General features: G+C 66.9%; 14 protein-coding genes and 1 pseudogene. 6 read left to right on the top strand and 9 right to left on the bottom strand.

The window, feature by feature from the left end; translation table 11 throughout:
- Nucleotides 1–346 precede the first annotated feature (346 nt).
- From OIE53_RS20110 to OIE53_RS20090, 4 genes and pseudogenes are all read left to right on the top strand, one after another.
- Nucleotides 347–1,057, top strand: coding sequence for a 2'-5' RNA ligase family protein (locus tag OIE53_RS20110; RefSeq protein ID WP_327027293.1), 711 nt, complete (start codon nucleotides 347–349; stop codon nucleotides 1,055–1,057).
- Between the two features lie 257 nt (nucleotides 1,058–1,314).
- On the top strand, nucleotides 1,315–2,553 hold the full coding sequence (locus OIE53_RS20105) for a tyrosine-type recombinase/integrase (RefSeq protein WP_327023081.1): 1,239 nt from the start codon (nucleotides 1,315–1,317) through the stop codon (nucleotides 2,551–2,553).
- Complete coding sequence (locus OIE53_RS20100; RefSeq protein ID WP_327023080.1) at nucleotides 2,550–4,949, top strand: site-specific integrase; 2,400 nt, start codon at nucleotides 2,550–2,552, stop codon at nucleotides 4,947–4,949. Before OIE53_RS20105 ends, OIE53_RS20100 begins: the two co-directional genes overlap by 4 nt.
- Nucleotides 4,950–5,163: 214 nt before the next feature.
- Nucleotides 5,164–5,438: pseudogene (locus OIE53_RS20090) on the top strand (Tn3 family transposase); the annotation flags it as partial.
- Nucleotides 5,439–5,549: 111 nt separating this feature from the next.
- On the opposite strand, the gene uppS reads toward OIE53_RS20090, so the two are convergent.
- The 3 genes from uppS to OIE53_RS20075 all read right to left on the bottom strand — a co-directional run bounded on the left by uppS (nucleotide 5,550) and on the right by OIE53_RS20075 (nucleotide 7,548).
- Nucleotides 5,550–6,320: a polyprenyl diphosphate synthase gene (gene uppS / locus OIE53_RS20085; RefSeq protein ID WP_327023079.1), complete on the bottom strand. Its 771-nt coding sequence runs from the start codon at nucleotides 6,318–6,320 to the stop codon at nucleotides 5,550–5,552.
- A gap of 149 nt (nucleotides 6,321–6,469) precedes the next feature.
- Nucleotides 6,470–7,219 (bottom strand): cation transporter, encoded by a 750-nt coding sequence (locus OIE53_RS20080; RefSeq protein ID WP_327023078.1) that lies wholly within the window; start codon nucleotides 7,217–7,219, stop codon nucleotides 6,470–6,472.
- Nucleotides 7,219–7,548 carry an ArsR/SmtB family transcription factor gene (locus OIE53_RS20075; RefSeq protein ID WP_327023077.1) on the bottom strand — a complete coding sequence of 110 codons (330 nt, stop codon included), beginning with the start codon at nucleotides 7,546–7,548 and terminating at the stop codon, nucleotides 7,219–7,221. Before OIE53_RS20075 ends, OIE53_RS20080 begins: the two co-directional genes overlap by 1 nt.
- Before the next feature lie 44 nt (nucleotides 7,549–7,592).
- On the opposite strand from OIE53_RS20075, the gene OIE53_RS20070 reads away from it, so the two are divergent.
- The gene (locus tag OIE53_RS20070) at nucleotides 7,593–8,090 is read left to right on the top strand and encodes an NUDIX domain-containing protein (RefSeq protein WP_327023076.1); all 498 of its coding nucleotides are present in this window, start codon (nucleotides 7,593–7,595) and stop codon (nucleotides 8,088–8,090) included.
- Nucleotides 8,091–8,221: 131 nt separating this feature from the next.
- Here the strand turns inward: OIE53_RS20070 and OIE53_RS20065 are convergent, their stop codons facing one another.
- The 5 genes from OIE53_RS20065 to OIE53_RS20045 form a co-directional block, all read right to left on the bottom strand.
- Nucleotides 8,222–9,613, bottom strand: a complete 1,392-nt coding sequence (locus tag OIE53_RS20065) for a UDP-glucose dehydrogenase family protein (RefSeq protein WP_327023075.1) — start codon at nucleotides 9,611–9,613, stop codon at nucleotides 8,222–8,224.
- A 202-nt stretch (nucleotides 9,614–9,815) separates the two neighbouring features.
- A complete protein-coding gene (locus OIE53_RS20060) occupies nucleotides 9,816–10,430 on the bottom strand; it encodes a GTP cyclohydrolase II (protein WP_327023074.1) in 615 nt (204 codons plus the stop codon).
- On the bottom strand, nucleotides 10,427–11,284 hold the full coding sequence (locus tag OIE53_RS20055) for a class I SAM-dependent methyltransferase (RefSeq protein WP_327023073.1): 858 nt from the start codon (nucleotides 11,282–11,284) through the stop codon (nucleotides 10,427–10,429). Before OIE53_RS20055 ends, OIE53_RS20060 begins: the two co-directional genes overlap by 4 nt.
- Nucleotides 11,285–11,301: 17 nt before the next feature.
- A complete protein-coding gene (locus tag OIE53_RS20050; RefSeq protein WP_327023072.1) occupies nucleotides 11,302–12,591 on the bottom strand; it encodes a hypothetical protein in 1,290 nt (429 codons plus the stop codon).
- Entirely contained in the window at nucleotides 12,588–14,036 is a 1,449-nt protein-coding gene (locus OIE53_RS20045) for an FAD-dependent oxidoreductase (protein ID WP_327023071.1), read from the bottom strand. The genes OIE53_RS20050 and OIE53_RS20045 overlap by 4 nt, the downstream gene beginning before the upstream one ends.
- A 377-nt stretch (nucleotides 14,037–14,413) precedes the next feature.
- Between OIE53_RS20045 and OIE53_RS20040 the strand changes: the two genes are divergently transcribed.
- Nucleotides 14,414–15,148 (top strand): HAD family hydrolase, encoded by a 735-nt coding sequence (locus OIE53_RS20040; RefSeq protein ID WP_327023070.1) that lies wholly within the window; start codon nucleotides 14,414–14,416, stop codon nucleotides 15,146–15,148.
- Here OIE53_RS20040 and OIE53_RS20035 read toward each other — a convergent pair.
- Nucleotides 15,145–16,413 (bottom strand): helix-turn-helix domain-containing protein, encoded by a 1,269-nt coding sequence (locus OIE53_RS20035; RefSeq protein WP_327023069.1) that lies wholly within the window; start codon nucleotides 16,411–16,413, stop codon nucleotides 15,145–15,147. The genes OIE53_RS20040 and OIE53_RS20035 overlap by 4 nt on opposite strands.
- Nucleotides 16,414–16,496: the final 83 nt, after the last annotated feature.

The raw sequence follows: 16,496 nt of genomic DNA, 5'->3' as shown, positions 1-16,496 counted from the left end.
GGCCTACCTGGTTCTCGGCGACTCCACCGGCGTCCTCGACCAGCTCACCGCCGCTGTCGCGGCGTTCGACGCGGCGCAGCTGCGCGGTCCGCAGGCGCTCAGCCGCCTCGATCTGGCCACGGCCCACGCGCAGGCGGGCGACCTCGACCACGCCGCCGGGCTGGCGCTGGAAGCACTCAGCCTCACCGCCGAGTACCGCTTCGAATCGGTCTACCAACGCGCTCGTCAATTCCTCGCCGCCGCCCGCCCCTTCGGCCCGTCACTCGCGACTACAGGATGTCGCGGACCTGTTCACCGAATTGACGCATCCCGGCAGCCCGCCACCACCGGGCCTACGATCGCCGACATGAGCAGCCGGGAATTGGCCAGCTTGCGGCAGCGGTGGACCGCCTACCGGGACCTGGCCGCACTCACCGAGCACTGGTACTGGCGTCCCGGCTGGCGCGCTGGCCGCCACTTTTACACCTGGCACCTCACCTTCCAGGAACAGCCCGACCTCCACCGCCTCGTCACCGACCTTCAACACCAGCTCCAGTTCCCCGGACTGGACCTGGTGCCGATCGACGGCCTGCACCTGACTATGCAGGGCCTCGGCTTCACCGACGAGGTGTCCGACGGCGACATCGAAGCGATCGTCACCGAAGCCCGGCAACGGTGCGCCGGCCTGCCGCCGCTGGACCTGTCCCTCGGCCCAGTCGACCCCGACGCCGAAGGAATCGGTCTGCTCGTCCGACCCTGGAGCTCCGTCGAACGGGTTCGCGCCGCGATCCGGGCCGCGATCGCCGCCGTGTGGCCGACCGTCCCCGAACCAGCTGACGGGTTCCGGCCCCACGTCACGATCGCCTACAGCGGTGCGCCCGCAACCACCGCCCCCATCCGCGCTCGGCTGGCCGAGCTGCGTGACCTGGCGGCAGTGACAGCGACGATCAGCGAGGTGTCACTGATCGCCGTGCACCGGGAACACCGCACCTACCGATGGTCGACGCAGGCAACAGCACCCCTGAACGGACGAGGCCCCCGACACGCTGAAGCGCAGGCTGCTCGTGGCGATCAGTGACTTGGACATCTCAAGGGAGCTTTTGGCCTACCTCGAGTACTATCCGGACGACGCCGTGGCGCTGTCCGAGCCGGTAAAGCTGCTGACTGAGGGCGAGGGTTTCGCTTCCCGGCGAAACTTCTCGATGCATGTAACTGTCGGTGCTCTCCTGGTCCGCAGCGGCACCGAAGTGCTGCTTATCGATCACCGTGTTGACCGGACTAAGGAAGTCTTAGCCTGGCACTCTGACAGCTCTTCGATCTTGGAGGAGCTGGAGAATGCACGAACTCGTGCTGCGCGATCTGGACCTGATACGGCCTGCCAGGTGGGGCCGCGTCCGTGCTCTCGCGGGCGTAGTTGCATGGCAGGTGGAAGGCGAGGAAGGTGGCCCGGTCGAGCCGGTATCGGTCTACCTGCACGAGATCACCGCGCGGGGTATGGCCGGGGGGACCGTCCGTAGCTACGCGTACGCCTTGCTGCGGTGGTGGCGGTTTCTGCGGGCCGTCGATGTGCGGTGGGACAGTGCAACGCCTGCGGAGGGGCGTGACTTCGTCCTGTGGATTCAGCAGGCCCGCAAGGATGTCGCCGACCGCAGAAAGGTATCTGCCGCCACCGCGGGCACGATCAATCCGGTCACCCGCAAGCCGTATCCCGGCGACGACTTCAAGGCTGCCACGATCCGGCACAGCAACGCGGTGGTGCGCAGCTTCTACGAGTTCTGGATAGAACAGGGCTTGGGTCCGCTGATCAACCCGATGCCGAGGGACCGCCCCGGCCGGCCCAACGCGCATCGGACGCCTATGCAGCCGTTTCGCCCGGAGGGCAAGCTGCGGTACAACCCGGCGAAGCCGCAGCGGCATCCTCGGGCGATGCCGGACGAGCTGTGGCTCAAGCTGTTCGGGGCGATGCCCAGCAACCGCGATCGGGCGATCCTCGCGTTGGACATCAGCAACGGTGCCAGGGCTTCAGAACTGCTGGGCCTACGCGGCTCGGACGTCGACTGGGGCAACCAACTCGTTCAGGTTGTTCGTAAGGGCACCAGGGCGAGCCAGTGGCTACCGGCGAGCCCGGACGCCTTCGTGTGGCTGCGTCTGTACTTCAACGATGTCGGTACTCCAGGCCCCGCCGATCCGGTGTGGCGCACGCTTCGACGCCGCCGTCGCGGCGACACGGAGCTGGCGCGTCAGGCCCTGTCGTACGACGCGTGGCGGGCCGTGCTGCGGCGGGTCAACGGCAAGCTTGGCACGAACTGGGCGATGCACGACTTGAGGCATACCTGCGCCATCCGGATGATCCGCGATCGTCGTCTTTCCATCACGGACGTGCAGCACATTCTGGGTCACAAATCTCTGACGACCACGCAGCTGTACCTCATCGAAGACGACCTGGAGGTAGTTGCCCGGGTCCGGGAGCACTACGCCGGCATCGAGGAGGGCGCCTCCCGGCAGCCTGCGCCAGTGGCCACCGGATACGACAGCGCCGATCTGGCTGTGTTGTTCGGCGGCGGTGTGCGGTGACGTCGACAAGGCAGACAACTGAACGCCGCGGCCTGCGCGGCACCGGCCGGAGCCAGATCACTTACCACGCCGTGGACCGGGTCAGTCCCATCGATGTGCTCAGCATGCAGGAAGTCCTCGCTCTGCTGCCGCAGCAGCCGATCTGGCTCAAGGCTGGCAACGGCGACCGGCAAGCGTGCCTACGCGGCGCAACAAGGATCATGGAGTGGCTGCAGACCTTCCCCGGCGCCGGCTGGCAGCAGCGGTGGGAGAATTCCGGCGCCGACCAGGGCGCCCAATGGATCGCCGTACTGACCGCCAACGATCCGCGGAGCGCCGATCTGAGTCGACAAGAGATCCGCTTCGCTCTTCCTCGCCTGTTCGCGGCGCGCCTCGTGCTGCCCTCCTTCGACTTCCTGACCGACTACGGGGCATTGAACCTGTATGTCAACGTGCGAAAGGTACTCAGCCCCGGCCTGTTCGAGCAGGCCGAGAAGGCCGGCACGGCTCTCGGCATGCGCCGCAATCACGTCATGTCAGGACTCAATGTTCTGACCAAGGTGGTGCTCAACAGCGGCAAGAACCTTGAGGAGCTCACGGAGCAGGACCTGCTGCGCCTGCGCGCCTGGCATCTGCAGGAGAACCCCAGCCGGGGCACCCCCTCGGTCAACGGCGCGTGGGACATGCTGGCCGCCACCGGTGTGCTGCCCGAGAACAGCTCGATGCGCGAGACGGTACGGGCCGGGCAGAAGACCACGACTCAGCTCATCGACCGCTACGACATCAAGAGCCAGACTGTGCGTAACCTGCTTATCCGCTACTTCGACGAGCGCCGTCCAGGCATCGACTTCGCCACGCTGCGCGGACTGATCTCTTACCTCGCGGGCACCTTCTGGTGCGACATCGAAGAGCACCATCCCGGAATCGACTCCATCAACCTTCCCACGGACGTCGCCCGGAAGTGGAAGGAGCGGGTCCGCATCGTCACCATGCCGGACGGCAGCCAACGCCCGCGCATCGCCTACCTCGACCTCATGGTGACCGTCAGGTCCTTCTACGAGGACCTGGTGCGATGGTCAATGGAAGACCCGTCCTGGGCGGCGTTCGCGGTGCCCAACCCAATCAAAGCCGGCGACACCGTCGGCCTGGCCAAGGCCCGCCGAGCCGCCACCAGCCGGATGCACCAACGCACGCGGGAACGAATCCCCCACCTCCAGGTACTGGTCGACACGACAACCAGCCACCTCAAGGGCGCGAGGGACCTCCTGAGGGCGGCCGGCACCGTCGAAGTCGGACAACGCTTCGACGTCGCGGGGCGCACGTACCTGCGCACCACGCGCAAGAGCTACCTCACCCACCCGGGCCTTGCCCTCGACGTCGTGCTCGTTCAGGACGTGGCCACCGGTGAAGTCCTCGACCTCACACGCGTCGAAGACGACGCGTTCTGGGCATGGGCGGCGATCGAGACGCTGCGCTACACCGGTTTGCGCATTGAAGAACTGCTTGAACTGACGCACCTGGCCGTGGTGTCCTACCGTCTTCCCGACACCGGCGAGGTCGTCCCCCTGCTCCAGGTCGTGCCCTCCAAGACCAACCAGGAGCGCCTCCTCCTGGTCGTGCCGGAACTCGCCAGCGTCCTGGCCAGCATCATCTCCAGAATTAGCGACGATGACGGGCGCGTCCCTATGGTCGCCCGCTACGACCCCCATGAACGCCTGACCGGTCCACGGCTTCCGCACCTGTTCCAGCGCAAGTACAGCTGGCAGCCGGTTGTGATCGGCAACTCCGCCATCGTCGACCTCATCGACGCGACGCTAGCGCGCACCGGCCTGACCGACCCGACCGGAGCTCCCCTGAGCTACCGGCCGCACGACTTCCGCCGAATGTTCACCACGGAAGTGGTCAGCGGCGGCCTGCCTATCCATATTGCCGCACGCATCCTGGGCCACGACAACATCAACACCACCCAGGCCTACCACGCTGTCTTCCCCGAAGAGCTGATCCGCGCCTACCGAGCTTTCACCGACCGGCGCCGCGCCCTTCGCCCCGCCGCTGAGTACCGAGAACCCACCGCTGCCGAGTGGACCGAGTTCCAGCACCACTTCGCGCTGAGGAAGGTCGAGCTTGGCGAGTGTGGACGGCCTTACGGATCGCCCTGCAACCACGAACACGCCTGCATCAGATGCCCGATGCTGCGCCCGGACCCGACACAACGCGCACGGCTCGTCGAGATCATCGACAACCTCGCCGAGCGCAAGGCCGAAGCAGTCGCACGAGGGTGGCTCGGCGAGATCGACGGCCTGGACTCCAGTCTCACGTCCGCGGGAGAGAAACTCGCAGCCCTCGACAAACGTGCCGAAATGACGGATTCGCGTGCCGTACTACTCGGCATTCCCGTCATCCGCGAGGACGCGTAGGTGACCTGCCGGTCCCAGCGAAGGACGCTAGGAACTGAGGCATTGATCTCGTCCGGATGGACCCGTACCGTCCTGGCCCGCCGCGCCCGAACGTTGTACCTGGGCTCAACTGAACCCTGAGCCGGCCGCGTCGAGCAGCGCGGCGACGAACAGCAGTTTCGCCCACCACCGCATCGTGGCAGCCGGGCCGGCGTCGAGGCGCAGGCTGGTGTCACCAGTGGGGCGCCACGCGACAGATACGCGCGGCGCGACCTTGGCGAACTTCGCTTTGTTCGACCTGGTCGGTAAGCAGCTGTCCCCGCGGATCCGCGACCTCGGCGATTCACCCTGTACCGCACGGGCGGCAAGGCCGACTTGGAGGACCGCTCCCTGCTGGTCGGACCGCTGCTGACCCGCCGGCTTAACACCGAGCTGATCACGGGCATGTGGGAGGACCTGCTCCGGGTGGCCGCGTCGGTGAAGGGCGGGCATGTGGGCGCTCACGTAATTGGCCCAGGGTCGGCTCACGTTATTGATCCGGCCCTGGGCGAGGCTCGGGCTGAGGTGTCTGGCTTGGTCGTGTTGCCCCCTGCGGGAACCGATGGGGCTTGTGGTGCTGGGTCAGGCACCGTATCGGCGATGGCGGGCGGCGTAGGACCGTAGGGCGCGGAGAAAGTCGATTTTCCGGAAGCCGGGCCAGTAGACGTCGGTGAAGTGCAGCTCGGAGTATGCGGCTTGCCAGAGGAGGAACCCCGACATGCGGCGTTCCCCGCTGGTCCGGATGACCAGGTCGGGGTCGGGTTGTCCGCTGGTGTAGAGGTGGGTCGCGATCTGGCTGGCGGTCAGCCCTTGGGCGATGTCGTCGATGCTGTGACCGGCTCGCCCTTGCTCTTCGAGCAGCGATCGGATGGCGTTGAGGATCTCTTCGCGGCCGTCGTAGCCGATGGCGATGTTGAGATGGAAGGCCGTGTTGTTGTCTCGGGTGGCTTCTTCGGCCAGCTTGAGGGCGTGCCTGGTGGAATCCGGTAGGACGTCGAGCCTGCCGGCCGTGTGGATCTTCCAGATGCTGGACGGCCGGGTCAGGCGTTCAGCGACGACGTCCTCGATCATGCGCAGGAGGTTGTCGACTTCGTCGGAGTCTCGCTTCTGCAGGTTGTCAACGGAGGCGACGAACGCGGTCACGTGTTGGATGCCGATTGCTGCGCACCACTGAAGGACCTCGTCGAGGTGCTCTGCCCCGTAGCGGTGGCCGATTTTGGCGTCGGTGAACCCGGCCTGTCGCGCCCATCGGCGGTTGCCGTCCATGACGATCGCGACGTGCCGGGGCAGGCTCGCGCCGGCCAGTTGCGCGTTGAGGCGCCGCGCGTAGAGCGCGTAGGCAGCGTTCTTCACTATCGTCCACATTCGCGACATCTAATCATAGCGGAGCTGACAGTCCCGACTTTCGCTCGTTCCTTCACACGACTCTCACAACTGCGCGCCGACCAGGGCTCGGATGAAGGTGTAGCTGAGCACGTAGATCCCCAGAGCGGCGGCGGCCTTCAACGCGGCTCGCCGGTCTCGCCCGTGCCGCAGCAACCGTCGGCACAGGCAGCGGTCGCAGTGGACCCGGACGGCGGGGCGTTGGCCGAGACGGTGTGCAGGGCGGCGTTCGGGGCGCAGCAGCTGTCACCCTTCCACGCTTCGCGGCCTTCCTTGACCGCGACGGCCGCGATGACCAGCGCGGCGATCGGGTCGGCCCACGACCAGCCGAACAGGCTGTTGACTGCTAGGCCCACCAGCAGGACCGCAGACAGGTAGGTGCACAGCAGGGTCTGCTTCGAGTCGGCCACGGCCGTGCGGGAGCCGAGTTCGCGTCCGGTGTGGCGCTGCGCGTACGACAGCCCAGGCATCACGGCGAGCGACACCGCGGCCAAGACCAGCCCGACGCTGGAGTGTTCGGCCTCGGCGCCGCCGATCAGCGCGCGCACCGATTCGACGCTGACGTAGGCGGCGAGGGCGAAGAACGAGATCGCGATGATGTGCAGCGCCTTCTTCTCCCGCGCTTCGGGGTCACGGCCGGCGAACTGCCACGCCACCGCCGCCGCCGACGACACCTCGATGATCGAGTCGAGGCCGAAGCCGATCAGCGCGGTCGACGACGCGATCGTCCCCGCGGTGATCGCCACGACCGCCTCGATGACGTTGTAGGTGATGGTGGCAACGACCAGCAGCTGCACCCGCTTGGTGAGCACGGCCCGCCGGAGCGGACTGGGGCCGGACGGTGTCAGCTGGATCAGCGGCAGGCTCATCAGCAGCAGCCTTTCTCGGCCGAGGCCGGGCACGCGGCCGGGTCGACCGCGAGGACCAAGCCGAGTAGGTCACCCAGGGCGTGCGCCATCCGGGCGTCGGCCAGCTCGTAACGGGTCCGCCGGCCCTGCGGGACCGCCACGACCAGGCCGCACCCGCGCAGGCACGCCAGGTGGTTGGACAGGTTCTGCCGGGTGGTGCCCAGCAACTCCGCCAGCTCAGCCGGGTACCCCGGCTGCTCGCGCAGGGCCAGCAACAGCCGTGCCCGGGTCGGATCCGACAGGGCATGACCGAAGCGGGCCAGGACCTGCCCGTGCGTCAACGTCTCCACCCCACAACAGTACACCCGCTGCTGTACAGTGTACTGGGATCACCGTGCTGGTTGCCGTCTCCGCCGTCGCAGCTCTCGGTTTGACGATCGTGCCGTGGCTCCCCAATAAACATGGAGCCACGAAGAGGCATAATCACAGGACCACACCCAAGCTGTCCGCGTGCCGCTGCTCTCCGTTAGTCCGGGAAAACCTGGCCTACGGGATTCTCTTGCAGCCCGGAGGACACCTTGAGCCGACCGACTCCACGTTGATCAGCGCGGCGGTGCGTGAGCTGGTAGAGGAAACCGGTGTTGATCCCAGCGGACTCGTCCCAGCATCGCCGATGCCGGTCTACGTCGAGTACGGCAGAGTTCCGGCGCGGCCGGCGAAGGACGAGCCGGAACACTTCCATCTCGACTTCGGCTACTCGTTCTTGACGACGCAGGCGGACGTGGGGCGTATCCAAGAATCGGAGGTGGGAGGTGCGATGTGGTATTCCCTCTCCGTGGCTGAACGGCTTGTCGGCCCTCGCATCGCGCGGGCGATGACCGCATTGACATGAAGCGGATGACGGCCCAGCGGCCGTCACGTTTACTCATCGCCGCTCATGCTGAGGCCGGCGGTTGCCCGACCGCGACAGGCAGACCGCCGGCAGAGTCGTAATCCGTCAACTTTGCCAATAGGCGAGGACAATCAGGTCTGGGAGCGCGGGGGGATGGCGGGCGCGGTCATGGTCAGGTATCGGTAGCCGATTTCGGTGAGCCTGTCGGCGTCGAGGCAGTGTCGCCCGTCGAGGACGAGCGGTGAGCGCATGGTGGGGGCGAACTTGGCCCAGTCGAGGTCGCGGTAGTGCGACCACTCGGTGGCGACCACGATGGCGTCGGCGTCGTCGAACACGTCTTCGACGCGGTCGGCGAGGTGCTCGGCCAGGGTGGGCTGTTCGCGACGGAAGCGATCAGCGGCGACGGGGTCGTGCAGGGTGATCCGGGCACCGCGTTCGAGGAGCAGATTTGCGATGTCGATAGCGGGTGAGTCACGCAGGTCGTCGGTGTCCGGCTTGAACGCGAGGCCGAGGATGCCGATCTTGCGGCCCTTGATGATGTGGAGTTCGTCGAGGAGCCGGTCGACGACCTTGGTGCGCTGGCGGTGGTTGACGTCGCGGGCGGCGGTGACGATCGGCATGGCGAGGTGGTACTCGCTGGCGGTAGCGATGAGCGCTGCGGTGTCCTTGCCGAAGCAGGATCCGCCCCAGCCGATGCCGGGGTTCAGGAAGCGGGGGCCGATGCGGGCGTCGAGGCCGGTGCCGCGGGCGACTTCGCGGACATCGGCGCCGACCTTGCCGGCGATCGCGGCGATCTCGTTGATGTAGCTGATCTTGAGGGCGAGGAAGGCGTTCGCCGCGTACTTGATCAGCTCGGCCGAGGCCAGGTCGGTGGAGACCAGCGGCACGGCGCTCATGCCGGCAGGGCGGGGCAGCACGGTGGGCGGGGTGAAGGACTGGTTGAGAATGGGTCGGTAGAGCTGGTTGAGGAGATCCAGGCTCTTCTGGTTGTCGGAGCCGATGACGATGCGGTCCGGGTAGAGGGTGTCGGCGAGCGCGGTGCCCTCGCGGAGGAACTCGGGGTTCGAGGCGACGGCGAATCGACCGTCGGGGCGGTGGCCATGGTGGCGTTCGTACGCTTCGCGCAGGATCGCGTCGACCCAGTTGCCGGAGCCGATCGGGACGGTGCTCTTGTTGACCACGACGGTGAAGTCGCCACTCAGGTGTTGGGCGACGCTCTCGGCAGCGGATCGCAGGTACTGCAGGTCGGGGTTGCCGTTGTCGAGTTGCGGGGTCTGCACGGCGATGAACACGACGTCGGCGTCGGGTACGCCGACGGCGTATTCGGTGGTGAAGGTCAGGTGGGAGGACGCCTGCTCGAGGAGCGCTTCCAGATGTGGCTCGTAGATCGGGCAGTGGCCACCGCGAAGGGTGTCGATCTTCTGCTTGTCGAGGTCGATGCAGGTGGTGTCGTGGCCCAGGAAGGCCAGGCTGACGCTGGTGGTGAGACCGACGTATCCGGTGCCGACAACACAGACCTTCATTGAGCGTTTCCTCTCGCCATGAACGATACCGACGCGTGGTGATCCGGATTGAGACGTCAGCAGTGCCGCTGACCAGCGACTTCGGCGCGCCACCATTCTGCTGCGGTGGTCGGCCGGCCTGAAGGCCGTGGCCCGCCTGCTGCCCGCCGGAATGATACCGACCGAAGGCGGGCGGCGGGTCGTGTCGGACTGGACATTCGGGTCAAGAAGCGGAAGCGGCTCCGCTGCTGTTCAGATGTCCGAGCAGGGCGTCCTTCTGCCCGAGATAGTCCCGGTTATCGGGGGTGACGAAACCGGAGAGTGGGACACGGTCGACGGTGATTCCTGCGGTACGGAGGGCGTCGATCTTGTGAGGATTGTTGGTGGCGAGTCGGGCTGAAGTGACGCCGAGCCAGGCCAGGACGCTAGCGGCGGGTCGGTAGTCGCGGGCATCGGTGGGTGCGCCAACGGCGGCGTTTGCGGCAACGGTGTCGTAGCCCTGGTCCATGAAGGTGTAAGCGCGGATCTTGGTAGCAAGCCCGATGCCGCGGCCTTCGTGGCACAGCATGTAGAGCAGGATCCCGTAGTCGGATGCCCCGATCATGCGTAGGGATGTGGCCAGCTGGGGGCCGCAGTCACATTTGAGTGATCCGAGCAGGTCACCCGTGGCGCAGGCGCTGTGAATGCGTACCAGCGGAGTCTGTTGGGCGGCGGGCTGAGGGCGGTAGACGGCGGCGAGGACCTCCTCAGGGCCGGTCTCGGGGCCGAAGGCATGCAGTTGGAAGTGTCCGTACGCGGTGGGGAGGTCACAGCCGGCGAGCCGAACGGTGGTGGTCATCTCGTCTCCTTCGCAGCGGCGCTGTCGGGTGTGGGCTTGTGGGCGATGAGCAGGACGTGTTCGGACATGCCCAGGAGGGAGGGTTCTGCCTCGACCCGACGGATCGCCCGCAGGAGGAGGTCGCGGCGGTGTGGGTCGCGGAGGCGGTCGGCGAGGTCGGGCAGCAGTTTGGCGGCGCCTTCGACCGCGAGCAGGGCGTGTGGGAGTAGGCCCGCGGTGGTGGCTTCTGCCGCGAGGTCATTCGGGTTGTGGAAGTAGCCGGTGGTGAACAGCCGTCGATCACCGGTCGGGTTGCGGTGTTGGCCATCGCGAAGATGCCGAGCCAGGATCGCCTCCACCGCCGGGTCGTCGTAGAGGTTCTTGGCGAGGTACTCCCAGGTGGTGTAGTAGCGGGACGTCGCTGCGGCGGCGACCACACCGCCTGGGACGAGTACGCGGTACGCCTCGCCCCAGGCACGGCCACGGTCAGCGGCGTTGGTGAGGTGATACAGCGGGCCGAGCAGAAGAACGGCGTCGCAGCTGGCGGAGTCGAGCGGCACCTGGCGCGCGTCCCCGCGCGAGATCGAGGCCAGCGGCGGCTCGGCGCGGGCGGACGTGGTGGCGGCTTGCTCCAGGTGCAGCGGGACAGGGTCCACGAGGTGGACGCGGTAGCCGTCCCCGGCCAGCTGAAACGCGTACGCGCCGGGTCCTCCGCCGACGTCGGCAACCGTTCCGGCTGGGGGAAGGTGGCGGGCCAGGATGTCGCGGGTGCGCAGGTACTCGATGTGGCGGCGCGGGTCGTTCAGGCGTCCCTGCTCGGCCCCGTGGGCGTAGAAGGCGAGGACCTCCGGAGTGATGCTGGGCGCTACGGTCACGTCGGGAGGGTGGAGATTCACGCTGCTGCCTCCGGTGCGCCATGCTCCAGGTCCGCGAGGAAGCCGTCCTGGAACTGTCGACGCAGGCGGGTCTGCTGTGCCGACATGATCGGGCCGCGGAAGCGGTCGAGAATCGAGGCGACGCTGCCGCCGATCGCCGGGCTGCTGCCGATGGCGCTGAGCAGCTTGAACTGCATCACGAGGTAGACCGGCGGACATTCACCCGAGCTGCCGAGCCGCGCTGGGGACCAGAATCCGAGGTGGTAGTCCAAGCCTGCCAAGGTCAGGCACCGGTTCGCAAGATCCATCTTGGTTCGCAACAGGGCCATCTCGTGGGCGGTGATGTCCCGGAGTAACGCCCTCAGCCTGAGGAGACCTTGCCGGCCGGGTTCGGATAGCCAGGTGAGGTTGTTCAGGTTCGCCGCAACCTGGCCGGGCGGCAGCAGTCCCGGCCGAGTCCACGGAGGCGACGCCGCCGGGCTGCCGGTGAAGCACTCCCGTAGCTGTGCGTAAGCGCCGGCGGCCACCTGATGAAGTTGGACGAGGAGGCGCGCGCAGGCGGTATCGAGGAGGAAGTCCCAGTCCGGAAGAGCGATCTTGAATCCGACTGGGCCACCAGCAGCGGACAGATCTGCGTCACCCGCCAGATGGCAGCCGGCGGGCAGCGGCTGCATACGGGGTGCGTCACGCATGAGCTGGGCGGCCAGGTGCGCGATGGGGTCCACCAGCGCCCGTCGTCGGTTGAGGTCGTCTACCTCGCCCAGCGGCACGATCGAGGCGTCGCGGTAGGCGGCGGCGGGCCAGCAGTTGAGGTGCCAGTGCATCCGCTTGTCCCACCACTGCCCGTTGTCGCGGTCGACCGTGTACGGGTCGTGGTTCGTGCCGATCATGAGCTGCGCCCCGTCGAGGTCGAACCGGCGCCGAGTCGAGGAGGCGTCGACGTAGCCGACGAACTGCCTACAGAACTTGAGCAGCGCCATCAGCATGGCCTCGGGGACATCGCTGACCGACGACGCGATTACTCTGTCGTCGCCGACTATGGCAAGCAGCATCATGTCGTAGACGCTGTGCGGGAATGCCTTGTCGATGACCGCGAGCCGGTCCCCGGATCGTCCGGCGGGATATTCGCGCAGGATGTTGGCGCCGTAATGGTCGCGGTAATGCGGGCTGAGGTTGCGCACGTCCGGTGGCGGCGCGGCGAATCTCGGCATGGGAAGGCTGGGAATGACCGGCAACGTCATCGCCGACTCCGGGTAGAGCGGCCCGAACCGGTCCGCGACCGGGCGACGAGTCGTGACGGCGGTCATGCCGGCATACCGGACGCGATGGCGTCGCCGGCAGCAACGCCCATCATGGCAGCCTGCACGATGCCCTGGGCGATCCCTGCGGCGTCGCCGACCACGTAGATCGGCAGGCCCCGCACCTTGCAGTCCTCGTCGACCGGGACCCGGTCCCACAAGAACTCGACCTCAGGCCCGATCACGAGAACATCGTCGACAAGGTCATCCACGGACAAGCCTGTGTCGGCGTGGTCCAGGATCGAGCCCATGACCCGGCGGAGGCTCTCGATAAGGCTGACGTACTCGGCGCCGGTGAACAAGCTGTCGAGCCGGGCGGTAGTCACGTCCTTGACGGACGGCTCGAACGTCACTGCCGCAGCCAACTCCGGCCAACTACGCGGCTCGGTCGTCTTGTTCATGAACGCGCGCAGACTCTGCGCCACCGGCCGGCCTCCGCTGAGCCGCCAGTAATCGGACAGGATCTCGTCCCGGACTTTGGTGCTGGTACCGGGTCTGGCGAGCTGGCACAACAGGCCGAAGTTAGCTGCCAGTGGACGTCCCCCCGGAAGACGTTCAGTGGTTTCGTGCCCGTCGAGAGTGATCACCTCTCGCCCGAAGGAGCGCTGGTAGTTGGTGAACTTAATCCGACCACCGTTCGGGCCGCCGCAGAAACAGAACGTCTTCGTCTTACGGTCCACCCGCTCTAACTGGGTGATCTTCAGATCGGGATGCTCAACGCCGATCGCGGCCAGCACCTCGGCCCTCGTCTCGAGACGCACGCCGAGCGACATGTCCGGCGCGATCGTCTGCACCCCGAACGCCGTCAGGAGGTTGTGAGTGCTGGTCACCCCGTGCCGGCCCGTGGCCAGCACCAGACGTGCCGTCTCGACGGTGACGAGGCCACCGTGGGTCGCTACCGCCAGCGTCAGGCGGTCCCCCTTCAGGGCGACGGTGACAAGTTCCGACTTCTCCCAGACGGCCAGAGCGTCGTTGCGGAAGCCGTGCAGCGCCGTGAGCATGTCCCGGACCTGCGTCTCCCCCAAGACCGCGACCGGGTACTCCCGGATGGCCAGGCCGTTCCCGGCAAACGCCTTGATGACTGGCGCGCCAAGCCTCGTGCCACTCAGAATGGGTGGCTCTAGCAGTGGAGCGGTCAGGAACTGGAAAGCGCGCTCGCACAGTTCGTCGGCGCGGTCCTCACCGAAGTGATCGATCAGGCGGCGGCCGGATGGCAGCAAGCTCAACTTCACCCCGTCTCCGTAGTGCACACAGCCGCCAAAGCCACTGATCACATTGCAGATCCCGGCGCACCCCGTGCAACGCAGACCTCGGTCGACCGGGCACGGCCGATTCCGCATCCCCCGCCCGGCCTCCAACAGCAGCACCCGTAGGTCCTGGGCCTGGCGCACGACCTCGTGGGCACAAGCCAGACCACCCGGGCCGGCGCCGACGACGACGACATCGAAGAACATGGCAGACATTCCTTCCAACAGTCGCAGGGGATCGGAAGCGAACAGCCACCCCCGCGACCGGACGCGCTGCGTGTCCACGGCGGCCCAGCAAATCGACAGCAGCTGCGGCCAGCGCGATGATCACCATGTAGGGCAGCAGAGGTGCCGTCCGGACAGCTATCTCCCAAGACTGCGAGGACGATCCGCCCCGGCCTTTCGGGGAAGGCTCACTTACAGTCGCCGACGTCGGGTGTTGTCGGACAGGCATGTCATCGGACTATGACAATCCACCGACACCCGCTGCCGCGACCGCGTCCGCGCCCGGCCGTCTCTGTCCGGCCGCGACCCCGGCGATGCTCGACAGGGTTAGCTGCCCGTACGCGTGCGACGATGCTTCTATGAACCGCAGCAGCGCCGGCTTGGTCATCTGGGACGTTGACGGGACGCTTATCCCTGCGGACTTGCGCTGGCTGACGCGCGCGATCTCTCGTGCGTACGGCATCGCGCAGTCCGAGGTTGTCTTCCCTGACAAGAAGGTGCATGGGTATACGGACGAGTCGATCGCCATCGACACGGCGATCGCTTCGGGCGTGGACCCGTCATCTGCGGAGGCGGGCATACCCGCCTTCCGCCAGGCCATCGCCGCGGTCATGCGAGAGGGCCGGCAGGAGCTGGCTGAGGTCCAGCCGCCGTATCCAGGTGCGGCGGCGAGCATCGCGAAGCTGCACGAACATGGCTTCATCCAGACCGTGCTGACCGGCAACCTGCGTTCGGCCGCCGAGGTGAAGCTGGACGTGGCGGGCTTGGACGATTTTCTTGATCTTCGCATCGGCGGGTTCGGGTCGGACGCGCGAGATCGCTTCCAGCTTCCGGCAGTCGTAGCTCAGCGCTACTCCGCGATCTACGGTGATCCGCTCGATTCCGCTCGAGCGATCGTCATCGGGGATGCGCCCAACGATATCGCTTGCGCACGTCACGCCGACTTTCGCGTCGCTGTCGTCGCTCACCGGCTTCGGCGTCGAGAGCTGGCATCCTACGAACCTGACGTGGTACTCGACAGTCTCGACCCGACGACGGTGGTGGCAGCCGTCAGTTCGCTGTTGAGTGCGGGCGGGACGCCGGCTGCTCGTTAGGCGGCCATCTGCTCCTCGAGTTCGAGGACAAGCGGCTCGTCGCGCCATCGGTCCAACCGTTGTCGAGCTCGTTGGGCTCGAGCGATGCCTCGATGGTTGCCACCTGCTTTCAGCTGGTCGTAGGTGGCGCCAAGCAGGGTGCAGGATCGTTCGAGTTCGCCGACGTCGGCGTAGGCGCTGGCGAGGTCTACGGCTGCCGCCAACGCGACGTTGGCGTTGGCGTGGTCGTGTTGCAGCATCTGTACCGCACTTTCCAGCACGGTCACCGCCTGGTGGGGCTGACCGAGCAGGAGATGGCACGTGCCCGCGTAGACGTGGAGGCGAGCGCTACTCCAGTCGCTGTAGAGGCCGACACAGTCAACGGGCGACAAGTCGTTGACCGCTTCTTCTGCCCGCTTCAGGGCCGCCGTGGCCTCGCGGGGAAGTCGCAGGGCCGCGAAGGCTTGGGCCTGCTCGGCAGCTACTCGCGCCCGTGCGGGTGGACTGAGATCGGTGGACGCGCGGGCGGCCTCATCGAGTAGCCGCAGGCCGATCATGATGTCACCGTCTGCGTCGATCAGTGTGGCGGCTTCGGAGTGGAGGTTGCTCTCGAAGATGCGTGCCGTTGCGCTGATCCTGCGGCTGCCGAGCCTGTCGCCGAGCTGGCGGGCATAGGCGCAGTGAGCGAGTGCGAGGGCACGGTTGCCCTGTGCGCTCCACAGCCGGCTGGCGACGATCGAGGCTTCGGCGAGCATCGCTCCGATATCAGCGCGGATGGGAGCACGACCCGCTTTGCGATACAGCGTCGACAGGCAGTCACGGTGGGCCTCGATCAGGCCCAGTAGCGCGTCGGGGGACACGGCCTGGCGCTGCTGGGCCAGCATGCTGGTGAGTGTGGAAAAGCTGTTCCACTCGCCCATCAGGTAGTCCGTTCCCGGCATGCGGGCGAGCGCCTCCGCAGCGGTGGAGGACGAGGGCTCAGCAGCCACGTGGCACGCCGTAGGGGCGGCCGTGCCGCTCAGCACGCGCCGGTTGCTGGCGAGCCGGATGCGATCGTATTCCCGGACCAGTCTGCCGCCGGTGCCCAACACCTCGTCGCTTCGGGCCCAGAAATCGCGGCCCACGCGCTGCCGGCCGGTCTCCACGTTCGCGATCGTGCTCCGCCCATAGCTCACCCGCGGGGCGTACGCCTCCTGCGTGTAACCAGCGGCTTTGCGGCTGCGGGCCAACATTTGACCAAGAGCGATCCATGCCTTGGCCACGTCTTGTGGTGGCACGCTCGACATCAGCAGCTCCCGATGGGTACGAACGCTCGCGCGAGGCGAGGCAGGTTGGCGTGGGAGCACTGTAGTGCAGGTCTGTGATGCGT

The organism is Micromonospora sp. NBC_01739, from assembly GCF_035920385.1.
GTDB lineage: Bacteria > Actinomycetota > Actinomycetes > Mycobacteriales > Micromonosporaceae > Micromonospora.
The sequence above is the reverse complement of the archived record's forward strand: the minus strand, read 5'-3'. Positions and strand labels throughout refer to the sequence as shown.